The organism is Murimonas intestini (assembly GCF_024622195.1).
Lineage (GTDB): Bacteria > Bacillota > Clostridia > Lachnospirales > Lachnospiraceae > Murimonas > Murimonas intestini.
Window position 1 is genome coordinate 71,648 of the sequence record NZ_JANKBI010000016.1, and the last position, 16,965, is coordinate 88,612.

10 protein-coding genes are annotated in these 16,965 nt (G+C 45.8%); all 10 read left to right on the forward strand.

What is annotated here, in order from left to right:
* Nucleotides 1-337: 337 nt before the first annotated feature.
* Nucleotides 338-3,487 (forward strand): glycoside hydrolase family 3 N-terminal domain-containing protein, encoded by a 3,150-nt coding sequence (locus NSB28_RS19220; RefSeq protein WP_109748215.1) that lies wholly within the window; start codon nucleotides 338-340, stop codon nucleotides 3,485-3,487.
* Between the two features lie 50 nt (nucleotides 3,488-3,537).
* Nucleotides 3,538-4,017: a hypothetical protein gene (locus tag NSB28_RS19225; RefSeq protein ID WP_109748214.1), complete on the forward strand. Its 480-nt coding sequence runs from the start codon at nucleotides 3,538-3,540 to the stop codon at nucleotides 4,015-4,017.
* Nucleotides 4,018-4,062: 45 nt separating this feature from the next.
* Nucleotides 4,063-6,459 (forward strand): glycoside hydrolase family 2 TIM barrel-domain containing protein, encoded by a 2,397-nt coding sequence (locus NSB28_RS19230; RefSeq protein WP_109748213.1) that lies wholly within the window; start codon nucleotides 4,063-4,065, stop codon nucleotides 6,457-6,459.
* 8 nt (nucleotides 6,460-6,467) lie between these two features.
* Nucleotides 6,468-9,047 (forward strand): family 78 glycoside hydrolase catalytic domain, encoded by a 2,580-nt coding sequence (locus NSB28_RS19235; protein WP_109748212.1) that lies wholly within the window; start codon nucleotides 6,468-6,470, stop codon nucleotides 9,045-9,047.
* Between the two features lie 3 nt (nucleotides 9,048-9,050).
* Nucleotides 9,051-10,517 carry an MFS transporter gene (locus tag NSB28_RS19240; protein WP_109748211.1) on the forward strand — a complete coding sequence of 489 codons (1,467 nt, stop codon included), beginning with the start codon at nucleotides 9,051-9,053 and terminating at the stop codon, nucleotides 10,515-10,517.
* 217 nt (nucleotides 10,518-10,734) lie between these two features.
* Nucleotides 10,735-11,445, forward strand: a complete 711-nt coding sequence (locus tag NSB28_RS19245) for a LytR/AlgR family response regulator transcription factor (protein ID WP_109748210.1) — start codon at nucleotides 10,735-10,737, stop codon at nucleotides 11,443-11,445.
* Nucleotides 11,445-12,764, forward strand: a complete 1,320-nt coding sequence (locus NSB28_RS19250; protein WP_257497893.1) for an ATP-binding protein — start codon at nucleotides 11,445-11,447, stop codon at nucleotides 12,762-12,764. Before NSB28_RS19245 ends, NSB28_RS19250 begins: the two co-directional genes overlap by 1 nt.
* Nucleotides 12,765-12,842: 78 nt before the next feature.
* Nucleotides 12,843-15,260, forward strand: a complete 2,418-nt coding sequence (locus tag NSB28_RS19255) for a glycoside hydrolase family 3 C-terminal domain-containing protein (RefSeq protein WP_109748279.1) — start codon at nucleotides 12,843-12,845, stop codon at nucleotides 15,258-15,260.
* Nucleotides 15,261-15,470: 210 nt separating this feature from the next.
* Nucleotides 15,471-15,908 carry a DUF4869 domain-containing protein gene (locus tag NSB28_RS19260; protein ID WP_109748209.1) on the forward strand — a complete coding sequence of 146 codons (438 nt, stop codon included), beginning with the start codon at nucleotides 15,471-15,473 and terminating at the stop codon, nucleotides 15,906-15,908.
* A gap of 11 nt (nucleotides 15,909-15,919) precedes the next feature.
* A complete protein-coding gene (locus NSB28_RS19265) occupies nucleotides 15,920-16,951 on the forward strand; it encodes a translation initiation factor 2 (protein WP_109748208.1) in 1,032 nt (343 codons plus the stop codon).
* The last annotated feature ends 14 nt before the right edge of the window (nucleotides 16,952-16,965 follow it).

Here is a 16,965-nt window from a genome sequence, read left to right on the forward strand (position 1 = left end):
GGAACAGCTGTGTCAATCCATCGCCTGAGTCATTTCCAAATTCCAGGGTTTTTCCATTTCTATCAGTAATTTACATATCTTCTTAGGCAGGATGGGCCGGCGGGATCTGCGGGTATCCCGCTGCTTATGCTTGCAGAATACCCACATATCTTTGTAGCGTGAGATGATCACGGCAAACTTTATCTTTTCATTTTCCACAGTGTCATAAAAATTAACAGTCAAACAAAATGCAGATTACGTATGAAAAAATGCGTTTTGCGCAGGCGGTGTGCACAGGGCAGAATCATGTGGTAAACTTGTGTCATCTTAGATACATAAGAAACCAGGAGGGAAAGAAATGAGGAACAAGAAAATGGCAAACGCCATGCGAGGTGTTGCTTCTGTAACAGCATCCCTGCTTACTCTGTCAATCCTTGGCACAAGTATTGCGGATTCTTACAGAAAAAACCTTGATGACGTACTCGGAACCACAAGCTATGTTATATCAAACGATAAGGACAATGCACGCTTTGTAAGTGATTATGGCACAATTGAGGAAATGGCGGCGGCAGCAAAAGACATTGCAGTGCGGGAAGGCGAAGAAGGAACTGTTATCATGAAAAATGATAATGATGTACTTCCTCTGAACACAGAAAGTGTCGCTCTGTTCGGCCTGGCGGCGTATGCCCCATATCCCTATAACGCCGGAGACTTAAGAGGCGGGAACGAGGACTCGGTTGATCTGCTTTTGGCACTGAAGGAGGCAGGAGTTCAGGTAAATGAGACAGTTGAAGAATTCTATGTTAACAAATTTTTGAATGCACATGAGGTGGTAACACAGAATCAGTGGACAGGAGCAGAAGAAGTTTCTATTGGATATGATAATATATACAACACTTCTGTGGGTGATATGGCAGATTTCGCCATCACTGAGATTCCCCCAGAAAAATATGAAGAGTTTGGCGCTCCTAAAGACTGGAAGTCACAGATCGACAAAGACAGCACCACTGCCATCTGTGTCTTTGCCCGTCCTGGCGGGGAATCGAATACTTATGCACCCGGATCAGCAGTTAATTTTGCAGGAGAAAAAACAGGTGAGGATCCTCTGGCATTATCTGAGGACGAGCTTGCAGTCATAGATGCGGCAAAAGAAACATGCTCTAAGGTTGTAGTTTTAATTAACTCCGGAAACGCCATGGAGATCAAAGAGATTGCCGAAGGCGGGGCACATGAGGTGGATGGTATTGCATACATCGGATGTATCAATGATTATCAGTGCACCGGTATCGCAAATGTACTTACAGGCAAGGTAAATGCTACGGGAGCTCTTACAGATACATATGTTGCAGACAGCGCCTCTATTCCGGCTGTACAGAACTTCGGCGGTGATTATTATGCAGATGCTGACATCGTTGCAGCAAATGCCAAGAATGGATACGATGACCGTTACCCGAAAACAGAGATCTCAAACGAAAGCGGCGCAAGTTCATTTGGCGGCGGAAGTGCAACCTACAGTGCAGGGCAGTACATAGTTGAAGCAGAAGGAATCTACGTGGGATATAAATACTATGAGACGAGATATTTTGATTCTATTATGAATCCTTCTTCCAATGCTGCAGCTGTGACAGGAGCCACACAGGGAGATTCCTGGAATTACGGCGATGAAGTTGTATATCCCTTTGGACATTCCATTTCTTATCTGGATTATGAGCAGACAGTTAAGAGTGTTGACGTGGATAAGTCTGAGGACGGGGAGATCACAGCAGTTATTGAAGTAAAGAACAATAGTGATAAGGACGGATATTTCCTCACACAGCTTTACGTTCAGCAGCCCTATACAGAATATGACAAAGAAAACAATGTGGAAAAATCAGCAGTTATGTTCCTGAATTCCGCAAAAGTAAATGTTGCGGCAGGCGCTTCAGAGGAAGTTACCATAACAGTTCCCACGAAGTATCTTGCAAGCTATGATTACACAAACGCAAAGACATATATCCTTGATGAAGGAGATTATTACTTTACCGCCGCAGCCGGTTCTCATGAAGCAGTAAATAACTTCCTTGGAGCACAGGGCAAGACGGCAGCGGACGGCATGGATGCGGATGCTGCAGGTACAGCGGTCGTATGGAATGAAAATAAAGAGCTTGATACGGCAACATTTTCAATTTCCAACAATACTAAGGTCACAAATGTTGCAGATGACGCGGATCTGAATTACTGGACTGGTGAGGACACAGTTACATATCTTTCCAGACAGGATTGGGATGCAACTTATCCGATCAACTACAATACAGATGCAGAAATCAATCTTTCTGACAGTTCTAAAGCGGAAGAGTGGATTGCAGCCCTTCGCGGACGCCAGTATGTTATTAAGACAGATGAGCCGGCAGAAGAGGGAAAAGACAACAACGTGCGGTTCAGCACACAGGATATTCAGTATGAACAGCTGGACAATATTGAAGATCCATATTGGGATACCTTAGTTTCTTCTATTACTATTGACGAGGCTGTAGGAGCCGTGATCCACGGCGGAAGCCAGACAGATACACTTACAAACGTAGATAACCCTATCGTACTTCAGAATGAGGGTGTCAATGGATTTACAACAGCATACAAAGATGAGGCAACAGGAAAAGAGTATCACTTCAATGTAAATTCCCAGACACTGCTGGGCTCCTCCTTTAACCCGCAGCTTGCATATGAGTGGGGAATCGTTGAAGGAAACTCAGGACTGTGGCTTGAGCGCTATGATTTATGGGGAACAGGACTTACACAGAGAAGGACTCCTTACAACGGACGTAACTATGAGTATATTTCTGAGGACCCGATGCTGACAAACAGAATAGGATACGGCATTATAAAGGGATGTACAGAAAAAGGTATCTTAAACGGACCAAAGCATATTGGATTTAACGACCAGGAGCATAACCGCAATGGTGTGGCTGCTTATATGAATGAACAGAAATTCCGTGAGACGGATCTGAGAGGTTTCCAGGGTGCACTGGAGGATGCTGACGGCCTGGCAGTAATGGTTGCCTTCAACCGTATAGGTGCGACAAACGCTTCCCACCATGTGGGAATGCTCAAGACCATCCTTCGTGAGGAATGGGGCTATACGGGTGTTATTTCGACAGATATGATGAACAATTCCTACTATTTTACGCCGGAATCTATGATCATGGCTACGGTAACACAGGTTGCCGACTTCGGCGGCGATGACAATCATATTAATCTTGGCGACGGCGGTGTTGACTCCGTATGGCCATACATCTCAATGGATACGGTGGAAAATGATGCCACACTTGTAAATCAGGCAAGAGAAAACCTGAAGTATCAGCTATATACCTTTGCCAACAGTGCGGTTATGAATGTATCTACAGAAAGAGTTGATGTATGGTGGGATACAGCATTAAACGTGATTAAGATAATCAGCGGAATCCTCGCCGGTGCAGCTGTCCTTTGCTGGCTTGGTTTTACACTTGCCCCAAAGAAGAAAAAAGAAGATTAGAGCAGGGCATACCATTATGCCCCCCAAAGGGGGGCGAGAAGGAGGAAAATATGAACTTGATTAAGAAACAGACAGCGGGAAGCTGGATCACTTTAATAACACTGGTCCTGGCTGTTGTGTCATTAATTGTATATAACGTAAATGTAAATGGTGAAGGATATTTTCAGAACAGCACAGTGCCCAAAGCAGTTACTTACATGATCGTAACTATTGTCTTACTGGCAGTTATAGTTATTCTGGCACAGGTGAATATGAAGGGGATCGCCGGGCTGGTCCTGGACCTTGCGGCAGGCGCAGTAAAGATCGCAGCTCCGGCAGCGGCAGTGGCGGCAGCTATGACACTTGTCTCCAGCAGAATAGAGGGATTTGCTTTCATCTATATGTCAAATGAAGAGGTTTTGCATGAGGTGCAGACAGCAGCAAATCTTTCTTCTGCACACGGGGCAATTGCAAACATCGTCCTGCTGGCTGCAGCAGCAGTATTCGGGATGGCGGCAGCGTTTTTCAGCCTCAAAAAAGAGGAAGCATAGCAGATATTATTCACAGTACACACCAATGTTCTGGGGTAGGAAAATATGAAAAAACTGGATTTTAACAATGACTGGTATTATAAACGTTTAAATGAATCGGGAACAGGCAGAAAGGTGACTGTTCCCCACGATGCAATGTGCGCTGAAAGGCGTTCAGAGCAGAGCAGGGGGCAGCATAACATCGGCTGGTTTGAGAGCTTTGATTATGTGTACTGGAAGCATTTTTCAGTGCCCGCAGAATATGAGAACGGGGAAGTACTCCTGGAATTTGAGGGTGTTTACCATAATGCAGAGGTCTATATCAACGGGAAAAAAGCAGGATACAGGCCATATGGATATACAAATTTTTATGTGGACATAGCACCCTTTCTTGAATTCGGGCAGGATAATGAAATCCGTGTGATCGCAAGAAATGCAGACCAGCCTAACAGCCGCTGGTATACAGGCTCAGGGGTATACAGGCCGGTGTGGATGTATGTGGCAGAGGATATGTATATTCCTGTCAACGGAGTAAAAATCCGCACAACAGGATATAGCAGGAAAGAAAAAACAGCCCGGGTCGAGATTAAAGCAGCCACCTCTCTGCCGGGTGAGCCTGAAATCACAATCCTGGACCCGGACGGCAGGGTGGCTGCCGAAGGACACCACCACATTTTCCAGGCAGAGATATCAGATGCAAAGCTCTGGAGCACGGAAACACCGTACCTGTACACTTGTGTTGTTAAATTCGGCAGGGATGAGGTGAGGGAACAATTTGGCATCCGTATGCTCCGGTGGGACGGGCAGGACGGCATCACTATAAATGGTGAGCATGTGATCCTGAAGGGAGCCTGCATCCACCATGATAATGGCGTTCTGGGAGCATGTGCTTTCCCGGAAGCGGAGGAGCGCAAGATCCGTATCCTGAAGGAAAACGGCTACAATGCCATCCGAAGCGCACATAATCCATGTTCAAAAGCATTGCTGGAGACCTGTGACAGGCTTGGGATGCTGGTTATGGATGAGTATACGGATATGTGGTATATCCACAAAAACGAATATGACTATGCAGCATACATGCAGGACTGGTGGAAGCAGGATCTGAAGGATATGGTGGAAAAGGATTATAATCACCCCAGTGTCATCATGTATTCTACCGGAAATGAAGTGGCTGAAACAGGCCAGAAAAAGGGAATACAGCTCACCGGGCAGATGACCAGGTATCTGCATTCTTTAGATAAGGGACGCCCGGTAACATGCGGGATCAATATCTTCTTTAATTTTCTGTATTCTATGGGACTGGGAGTCTACAGCGATGACAAGGCCAGAAAAGAGGCGGAGAGCGCTGCTGCGGAAAAAGCCAGGAAGAAAACCGTGGGAAGCGAATTCTATAATACCATGGCCGGACTTCTGGGAGACAAGGCAATGAAGATTGGGGCCACCCTGCATATGTGCGATGTAAAGACAAGAGATGCATATGCAAATATGGATGTGGCCGGATATAATTATGGTATATTCCGCTACAGGCATGACCTGAAAAAATATCCGGAGCGGCTGATTTTGGGAAGCGAGACTTTTTGCAGGGATGCGTATGATTTCTATGAACTGGCTAAGCGTGAACCAAGGATTGTGGGGGATTTCGTCTGGGCAGGGATGGATTACATGGGAGAAGCCGGGATCGGGGCATGGGAGTACGACGATTATGCTCCGGCTGACGGCGAAAGCTGGGGATGGCTTACAGCAGGAAGCGGCCGGATCAATATACTGGGCTTTCCCAATGGTGAGGCAGCCTACACAAGAGTCGCCCTGGAAAAAGAAAAAGGACCTCTTATTGCAGTGAAGCCGGTTTACCAGAGAGGGAAACATTCCCCCTCGGCATGGAAGATGACAGACGCCATGGAAAGCTGGACATGGCCGGGATGTGAGGGCATGAAGGCAGCAGTTGAGGTATATGCAAGAGCGTCTCAGGTGGCATTATATATAAACGGAAAATGTGCAGGCAAAAAGAAACTGAAAAAAAGCTGCAGCACAACTTTCCGGATCCCATACCAGAAGGGGAAATTGACAGCCGTGGCATATGACGAAAATGGGAAAATAACTGGAAAGCACTCTCTGTGTACTGCGGCAGATGATACAAAGCTGTCTGTGCTGCCGGAGCAGGAGAAAATACATGCGGGCGGCCTGGGATTTATACAGCTGCGATACACGGACTTAAAAGGCATCTGGAAGCCAATGGAAAAGCATCATATAAAGGTCACAGTGGAAAACGGGACTCTGGAAGGGCTTGGAAATGCATGCTCTTATAATGAAGACGGTTATTGGAAGAACAACACAAAGACTTATTATGGCGAGGCGCTTGCAGTTATCCGCGCCGGTCAAAATGGAAGAGTAAAGGTAACAGTAACGGATAAAAACGGGGAATACAGTCTGGAGCTCCCCATTGTGGATAAAGGAAGGGATTGAGAAGCTTTATGCTGAAGGTCAGAAAATTTACATGTGAAAATTTGACATATGGCTGTGTCACAGATGAGCCGCATCCATGCTTCTCCTTTTCTGTGGATAGTGACAGGCAGGGGGCAAAGCTAGAGAAAGCTGTTCTTACTGTAGGGAACTGGTCCACGGAAACCACCCGGCAGATTGCAGTTCCATATGCCGGGGAAGAATTACAGCCCTTTACCACATATGAGGCGCTGCTTGAGGTCCGGGATGACGCCGGGGAAACAGCCCACAGCCGGATAAGCTTTGAGACAGGAAGGATGGATACCCCCTGGAAGGCCAGATGGATTACAGACGGCAGTTATACTTTTACAGAAAAGAAGGTATCTCCTGTCCCCATGAATTTCCGTTACAGGTTCAAAACTGATAAAAAAGTAAAGAGCGCAAGAATTTATGCCACAGCCATGGGAATATATGAGATCCTCCTGAATGGAGAAAAGGTGGGGGATGAATACTTTGCGCCGGGCTTTACTTCCTATAAAACAAGGCTTCAGTACCAGACATATGACGTTACTTCGCATATTACCAGGGAAAATGAACTGAATGTGGTGGCAGGCGGCGGCTGGGCTGTGGGTTCCTTTGTATTTACAAGAAAGAACCGTATCAGCGCAGACCGCCAGGCTCTCCTGCTGGAGCTTCGTATCACATATGCAGACGGCAGTGTGTCCGTGACAGGGACAGATACAAACTGGGAAGTGACAGAAGAAGGAAATTACAGGGAAGCAGATATTTATGATGGTGAGACATATGACGCAACAGTCTGCCTGGATAAAATAAACTGGAGAAAAGCAGCTCTTGAGAAGTTAAAGATCAGGCCCAGGATCTTTGCAGCCTCCGGCGCTCCGGTGAGGGCACACGAAACTCTGTTTCCCAAAAGCTGCTCCAGGACAGTGAAGGGGCTGGTCTACGATTTCGGACAGAACTTTGCAGGAGTGGTGGAGCTTTCAATTCGGGCAAAAAAAGGACAGAAGATCATTGTAAGCCATGCAGAGATACTGAATCCTGACGGCACCTTAAACACAGATTTTTTAAGGACTGCAACTGCGAGGGCCACCTATATCTGCAGGGAGGGAGTACAGAAATACTCCCCGAAGCTTACTTACATGGGATTCAGATATATCTGCATCGAAGGGATCGCCCAGGAGGATGTGGAGGTTTCTGCAAAAGCTCTATATTCTGATGTGGAGGAGCAGGGAACATTTTGTTGTTCTTCTTCAAAGCTGAACAGGCTGCAGAGCAATATTACATGGAGTGCAAAGTCAAACTTTATGGATATTCCTACAGACTGTCCCCAGAGAGATGAGAGAATGGGCTGGACAGGGGATATAGCTGTTTTTGCGCCCACTGCATGCTGGAATTTTAATATGAGCCGTTTTCTGGATAAATGGCTTTCCGATATGGAGGCAGAGCAGCTTCCCACAGGGGGAATCCCCAATACTATTCCTGCCCAGGGCTATGGCTTTCCTGCAACTATGCCGGCAATGGCCATTGAATTCTGGGGAGATGCATGTATTTTAGTTCCATGGGCGCTGTATCAGGCAGAAGGTGATAAGCATGTTCTGGAAAAATATTATCCTATGATGAAAAAGTACGTGGACGCGTGCAGATTCTGGGCAGGTTTATTCAGCGCCGGAAAACACAGATACATTTGGAATACTCCTTCCATGCTCCATTTTGGGGACTGGGTGGCGCCTGATGTGCCGCAGATGTCCCAGTGGCAGAAACGCAGCAAATGGACGGCAACGGCAAGCCTCTGCAATACAAGCGGTATTCTCTCAGACATTGCAGAGATTCTGGGAATGGGGCAGGATGCGGAGAAATACAGGAAGATCAGTAAAAGAACAGCAGATGCATACTGCAGCATTCTGACAGACGGAAATGGAAAATTAAAAGAAGAATTTCAGACAGCCTATGTACTTCCGTTATATTTCGGGATGTTTGACGGCCCGGCAAAAGAAAAGGCCGTTGATAATCTGGTGAGGCTGGTAAAGAAAAATGACTATTGCATCGGGACAGGTTTTCCGGGAACGCCTTATATTTTGTTTGCGCTGGCTGACAATGGGAGGGCAGACGAGGCGTACCGGATGCTGCTAAATGAGAAGTGTCCTTCCTGGCTGTATGAGGTAAAATGCGGAGCGACTACCATTTGGGAGCGCTGGGACGGCCTGGATGAAAAGGGTGTATGCCCCATTGGAGATGACGGGACTGACCAGATGATTTCTTATAATCATTATGCCAGCGGTGCTGTGGGAGACTTTCTCTACAGGCGGGTAGCTGGAATAGAGGCCCGGAAACCAGGTTATAAGCGCTTTAAAATAGAACCGGTACCAGGTGATGGGCTTACCTTTGCAAAAGGGAGCGTGGAGACGCCCTATGGGCGGATCGTTTCGGAATGGAAAAGGGAAGGTGATAAGTTCACTGTCCATGCAGAGGTGCCGGTGGGGAGCCAGTGTACCTTAAAGCTGCCGGATGGAACAGCCGAAATACTGGAGAGCGGCAGATATGAGAGACACTGCAGGCTTACAGGAACAGACAGGCAAGAAAGGGAGAGATAAGCAATGAAAAGCAAGAAAAAGAGTATATGGGAAAAGCCCTTTTTTAGCTCGAAAATCAAATCCGACAGTGTAAAGATGCCGGAAATGCTGTTGGGATATTTTATCGGACCATTTGGAGCATTGCTGGCTTCCGGTATTTTCACCAGTATTCTGCAGAACTATTTTACAGATGTATTAAAACTGAATCTGACATTTTTAACTACCCTGCAGCTGGTATCTACCATATTTATCGTTATTTCAAATCTTGTAGTGGGACAGCTGATCGAGAGAACAAAGACAATGGCAGGAAAAGCAAGGCCGTGGATACTTTTGTCGGCTCTTACTCTGTCAGTGGCCAGCGTTCTCATGTTTATCGTCCCCTTTGAAGGTACAGCCAAAATGGTATGGGTGGCAATTGCATATAATCTGTTTTATGCCGTGGCCTATCCGATCTATAATACGGCAAATTCCACGTTGATACCATTATCTACAAGAAACAGCAAGCAGAGAGGCGCCCTTGCGTCATTTACAAATGTAGCGGGCCTTGGTGTCATGGGCGCAGGTTCCATGGTGTTTCCGGTTCTTGTCTCCTTTGCTTTAAAGGAAGATCAGAATCTGTGGTTTATGGCCATGCTGGCAATTGCTGTTTTTTCAGCACTAACCATCTATCTGCAGTATATGTTCACAAGAGAGCGTGTGACAGAGGAGCTGGAAAAAAAGGGTGCAGAGGAAGAAGGAAAAGGGGCGGCGCCGTCACTGGCCACCCAGCTTAAGGCTGTTGTCAGCGAAAAGACATGGTGGATCGTTATGTTTTTTTATGTGGGCTTTCAGTGGAGCGGAGCCATGAAAAACGGTTCCATGTCTTACTATTGTAAATGGGTCCTTGACAATTCCTTTTTTGGGACAGCTGATGCATGGGGAGCTTCCCAATCCCTTCTCTCTATCATGGGGGCTGTTCCCATGGCTTTGGCGGCAATTGCTGTTGTTCCCCTGTGCAATAAATATGGGAAGAGGATCGTATGCATGGGCGGAATGCTCCTGGGTGCTGCCGGAGGTGTCGTTGCCATCATAGGAAATGGCCAGATCGTACCTGTTGCCATCGGTGTGGGACTGAAATGTCTTGGTTCTGCTCCAGCATGTTATATGATACTGGCACTGCTTGCAGATGTAATCGACCATATTGAATACAAGAGCCGCATCAGGACAGACGGCCTGACCATGTCCATCTACAGCTCTATTATGGTGGCGGGAACCCCCATCTGCAATTCCATCTTCAGCGCCGTCCTGGGAATGAGCGGCTATGACCAGAACGTGGATGTGGCCATGGGGATCGCAGGACAGACGGCAGCAGCCCAGACGGCTATATCAGCCAGCTATATATGGGTGGAAACCATCGCCTATGTGATCTGTGCTGTTCTGATCCTGTTCTTCACTATAGAGAAAAAACTTCCGGAGGAGCAGGCAGCCATTGCCGCCAGGAAGAAGGCATAATAATAACCGTTATGGTATGTGAACTTTAACTGGAAATCGTCCTTTATATAAAATGTCATCTTTGGTATAATAGCTGTGAAGCGAAACGTGTAACGGCTCAGCAGGAAATCTGAGCCGCTGCCGAAATTTTATACCTTATCGTGCGAAGCACGCCCATCCGCAGGGATCTGAATTATGGGATGCACGGAGGTGTATAGTTTGAAATAGGGAGAAGAAGATGATCAGGATCGCATTGGTGGAGGACGACGCCCAGTATCGTCAGGAACTGTTAGGTTACCTGAAAAAATACGAGCAGGAAAGTAAAGAAAAATTCCAGATTTCCGTATTCACAGACGGAGATGAAATTGCAGAAGAATATAAAGCGTGCTATGACATCATATTCATGGATATTGAAATGACTTTTATGGATGGAATGACGGCGGCGGAGAGTATCAGGAAGCTGGATACAGAGGTGGTGATCATTTTCATTACAAATATGCCCCAGTATGCCATAAAGGGCTATACCGTAGACGCATTGGACTATGTGCTAAAACCAGTCAGCTACTATGCATTTACCCAGAGGCTGGACCGCGCTTTGGCAAGAATGAAAAAGCGTGCAAAGAAATATGTGGTCATCTCCAACAGGGGAAGACTGAAAAAACTGGATATCTCGGAGATTACATATATTGAGGTACAGGACCACGATCTTGTTTATCACACAGGTGAGGAGGATTTTATGACTAAAGGCTCCCTGTCTGAAGTAGAAAATGATCTTAAAAAGCACGGGTTTTTCAGGTGCAACAAGTGTTATCTTGTGAATCTGGAATACGTTGAGGCTGTCCAGAACTCCGATGCCCTTGTTGGAAATGAGTGGATCCAGGTAAGCCGCGGGAAGAGAAAAGCGTTTTTAGAAGCGCTGAATGATTATATGAACGAGGTGAGCAAATAGTGCTGCAGGTTACGCCAGATTTAAATAATACGCCGGGCATCTATTATGCCCTTGCCTATATTTTCAGCAGCAGCCTGTATATCAGCCTTAATAAAAAGCGGCTGACCGGAAAGAGACGTGCGGCAGCCCAGACAGGCTTTGCCGTTTTGCTGCTTGTTTTTATGATCGCCACCGACCAGATCGCGGTAAAGTGGTTTATTCCCTGTGTTCTGGCTGAGATAGGGATACTCTGGCTGTCTATCCATACCTGCTGTGATATGGACTGGAAAAAATCAGCCTACTTCTGCACCAGGGTATTTATCCTGGGAGAGCTTGCTGCTTCTCTTGACTGGCAGCTGTTTTATTTCGGCCTGATGAACTGGGAGCTGGAGCTTAATATGGTATGGAATCTGCTGTTTCTGACAGTTTCCTACGGCAGCGTATTTGGTGTCATGTATTTACTGGAGCGGAGTTACAGGAAAGAAAACGAAGAACTGCATATAAGCGGCAGGGAACTGAGGGTCACTGTTTTTCTGCTGCTGCTTGTTTATATGATGAGCAATATGAGCTATGTTTTCTCAAACACGCCTTTCAGCAGCCAGTTCCCGGCTGAGATGTTTACTATCCGCACCCTTGTGGATCTGGGAGGAGTGGGGATCCTGTTTGCATATCATATGCAGATACAGGAAATAAACGTAAAACTCGAAAATGCATATCTGCAGAATATGCTCCACTCACAGTATGAAAACTACAAGATCTCTGAGGAAAGCATTGCCCTGGTCAATCAGAAGTATCATGATCTGAAGCACCAGATCGCATTTCTGCGCTCATCCATAGATGACAGGGAGAAGGAAACCTACCTGAATCAGATGGAGCAGGAGATTAAATTATATGAGGCACAGAATAAGACAGGAAACAAGGTTCTGGACACTATTCTGACAGCGAAAACGCTTCAGTGCCAGAATCAGGGGATCAGCCTGACATGTGTGGCGGACGGAGAGGCAATTGAATTTATGCATCCTATGGATATCACGGCGCTGTTTGGAAATGCGCTGGATAATGCCATTGAAAGCGTGAAAAAGATTGCGGATCCTGAAAAAAGGCTGATACACATGGTAGTGTCACGGCAGAAAAATTTTCTGCGCATCAAGGTGGAAAACTGCTATGAGGGTACCCTGGAATTTGAAAATGGAATGCCGAAGACAACAAAGCTGGATAAAAAATTTCATGGATACGGCATGAAGAGCATTAAAACAATTGTTGAAAAATATAGTGGTTCCGTCACCGTCCAGGCAAAAGACGGATGGTTTGAGCTGAGGATACTGATATCCCGGGAATGAGATGGTGCGGGACGTGGATGATACCAGAGGATATGAAAACAGGTGAAAAATTTAAAGTATAAAGAGATAATCAATAAAATGACGCTGGAGGAAAAGGCCGCTTTTCTGAGCGGAAAAGGTGAGTGGGAGAGCAGGGATCTAAAGCGCCTGAATATCCCGTCAGTTTTCTTTTCGGACGGGCCTCACGGAATCCGGAAGCAGGCCGGGGCGGGGGATCATCTGGGATTGAATGAATCCCTTCCTGCCACCTGTTTTCCCACGGCGGCATCTGTGGCCAACAGCTGGGATGAAAGCCTTGGCGAAGAGATAGGCCGGGCGCTGGGGGAAGAGGCTTTGGCGCAGGATGTAAATATCCTGCTGGGGCCGGGGCTTAACATAAAGAGAAGCCCGCTGTGCGGGCGTAATTTTGAGTATTTTTCAGAGGATCCCTATCTGGCGGGAAAGATGGCGGCTTCTTATGTAAAAGGCATTCAGAGCCAGGGATTGTCTGCATGTCCCAAGCATTTTGCAGTAAACAGCCAGGAGCTCAGGCGTATGGCAATGAATGCAGTGCTGGACGAGAGGACACTCCGGGAAATATATCTGACAGGATTTGAGATTGCCGTGAAAGAAGGAAAGGCAAAGGCCATAATGACCAGCTACAATGAGGTAAATGGTACTTATGCCAATGAGAACAGCCATTTATTGCAGGATATTCTTCGCGATGAGTGGGGGTTTGACGGTATAGTGGTCACAGACTGGGGCGGCTCCAATGACCATGTAAAAGGTGTGGAGGCAGGCTCCAATGTGGAGATGCCCAACCCCGGTCTGGATTCTGCAAGAGAGATCGTAAGGGCTGTGGAGGATGGTACGCTTTTGGCTGAGGCAGTAGATGCCCGTGTGGATGAGCTGCTGGATGCTGTGCTGTATTTGACGGAACAGGCAAAGAGCAAAAAAACCTCCTTTGATGAGAAGGCACATCACGGGCTGGCCAGACGGGCGGCAGCGGAAAGTGCAGTCCTTTTAAAGAATGAAGACAATATTCTGCCTTTGCCGGCAAAGACAAAGGTTGCTCTGATCGGTGATTTTGCAGCAAAGCCCCGGTACCAGGGAGCAGGTTCATCGGTTGTGAATGCCATCCATGTGGAATCTATGGATAAAATCATCCAAAATTATGAACTGCAGACAGTTGGCATGGCAAGAGGCTATATTCGCACAGGCGAGGCGGACGCGGCGCTTCAGAAGGAAGCCCTTGATATTGCCCGGAATGCGGATGCTGTTTTATACTGCTTCGGTTTAGATGAAATCAGTGAATCAGAGGGAATGGACCGCGCGCATATGCGGATTCCCCAAAACCAGATTGAGCTCTTAGAAGCCCTGGTAAAGGTGAATGAAAATGTGATAGGGATCTTAAGTGCCGGTTCAGCTATTGAAATGCCATGGCAGAACAGCTGCAAAGCTATTCTGCACGGTTTTCTTTCAGGGGAGGCGGGAGCATCCGCCATGCTGGACCTGATCACAGGCAAAGAGAATCCTTCGGGAAGATTGAGCGAATCCTATCCCATCCGCTATGAAGACACGCCTGCCTACAGGTATTTTCCAGGTACAGAAAGGACGGCCGAATACAGGGAGTCCATTTATGTTGGCTACCGCTACTATGATACAAGCAGGGTACGGGTGCAGTATCCCTTTGGCTTTGGTTTATCTTATACGGAATTTACATATTCTGATCTTAAGATCAGTGAAAAGGGTATTTCCCTCACTGTGGAAAACACAGGAAAATATGATGGGGCAGAGGTTGTCCAGCTGTATGTGGGACTGCACAATGCCATTGTGTTCCGACCGGAAAAAGAGCTGAAAGGCTTTAAAAAAGTTTATCTAAAAGCAGGTGAGAGCAGGACTGTTGAGATTCCATTTGACGACAAGACTTTCCGCTACTGGAATGTAAAGACTGATCAATGGGAAATAGAGATGGGCGATTACGATATCATGGCTGGAGCAAGCGTGAGTGACATCCGCCTGAGAGGAAAACTTCACGTTGAGGGGACTACAGATATATATCCGTATAACCCGGCCCAGCTTCCGTACTACTATACCGGACTGGTGCAGAGCATCCATGATGATGAATTCAGGAATCTTTTGGGCCATGGGATCCCGTCAGGCAAATGGTCAGGGGAGATTGGGCCAAACGATGCCATCTGCCAGATGTTTTATGCAAAAAGCGCTTTGGCAAGGCTGGTCTATAATCGTCTCACAGCCATGAAGAAAAAGAGTGAGGAAGCCGGAAAACCAGACCTGAATATTCTCTTCATCTACAATATGCCCTTCCGCGGCATAGCAAAAATGACAGGAGGTATGGTCAGCAGAGAAATGGTAGAAGGAATGCTCACCATAGTAAACGGACACTTCTTCAGAGGCGCCGGCAGGGTGATCGGCGGATTCTTCAGAAACAGGAAGGCTAATAAGGAGTATGAGGCAAAGCTTGGGAAGACGGGGAAGAAAAAGAACATTCTTTGAACAGGATAATTACGAAAGCCGGTATACCAATGGGTGTACCGGCTTTTAGCAGGTTGCAGATTATTTGTCTATTTATTTTCAGATATTGGTGATATACTAATTATGTTCAACAAAATAATTGAGGAATCCTCCCACCTCTACAGGTTGAGGGATGAATTGCCAAAATTTTGTAAGATTAGAAAATAAAAATGTGTAGAGGAGCGAGTTGTTATGTTAAACATATGTTATGGCGATATGCCGGACGCTATTTTCAATACTTCGGTTTATTTTAAAAATGTATATGAAGATAACTGGATTACAGATGCTCAGGCAAAAGAGATGATCTTGGATATTGATAAGTCGGAGGTGCTGGACAGCGGAGTGATAGACAGCCCGGTATTGGGAAAGATACCGGCAACCAATTTGTCTGGAGGTGTAAAGACACTAATTTTGATCAAGAATGAGCCATATAAGGTGTTTAACGCTTCAGCTTGTGGAGACAACTGTGCCAAGTGGATATTGAAGATAGCTGAACAGCAGGATATCACCATTAATCTCAGGCATCTGATGGATTTTGGCAAAGGTGTGTTTTCAATTCGTATTTTAAATACGAATCAAATAGTGCATAGTATGAAAGAGTTGATTCCGATTGCCGGACATTTTGTATAGGTGATATATATATGACAGGAAAATATAGAATTATAATCCAAAACAAAAGGATTCGATATGATTTTGAAATTAAAAGAAATATTACTATAATACGCGGGGACAGTGCCACTGGGAAGACAGTATTAGTGGATATGGTACGTGAATATTATGAAAATGGAGTGGAAAGTGGAATAAAATTGCAGTGCAATAAGAGCTGTGTTGTGCTGGAAGGAAGAAATTGGAAGATGCAATTAGCGTCTATTAAAAACAGTATTGTATTTATCGATGAGGTAAGCGGATTTGTTTCATCAAAGGATTTTGCGTCAGAACTTCAAAAGACTGATAATTATTATGTTATTGTTACCAGAGAAAGTCTTTCCACTCTGCCATATAGTGTGAATGAAATATATGGTATTAGAAATTCTGGCAAATATGGATCACTTAAACAGACATATAATGAATTGTACCAGTTGTATGGCAAAGGTAACTTTTTAAATGAGGTTAGGCCAGATACGGTGCTCACAGAAGATGCTAATTCGGGATATCAGTTTTTTTATACTATATGCAAAAAGCGGAGATTAGAATGCATTTCTGCGAAAGGGAAGTCTAATATATTTTCATATCTCACGAAGCATAATGTCGGTAAGATTTTGGTCATTGCAGATGGGGCGGCATTTGGTGCAGAAATGGAAAAAGTGATAAAGCTGATGGAGATTCGGGAAGATATTGTCCTGTATCTGCCTGAATCATTTGAGTGGCTGATTTTGAAATCAGGTGTCATTCATGACAGTGAGCTTCCAGCATTTTTAGATGCACCATATGATTATGCGGAGAGCAGTAAATATCTCAGTTGGGAAAGGTACTTTACAGAGCTTATAGTGAAGAAAACACAAGGTACCTATTTAAGATATAGCAAGCATATATTAAATGAAGTATATGTCCATATTGAAATAGCTGATAGGATTTTGGAGAATATGGAAAATATAAATCTATATTGGAAGGATTCCTGTCATGGAGATGGCGACATCCTTACGGATGGGCGTGTTTCGCACGATAATGTCTGATTCATATTCGCTAA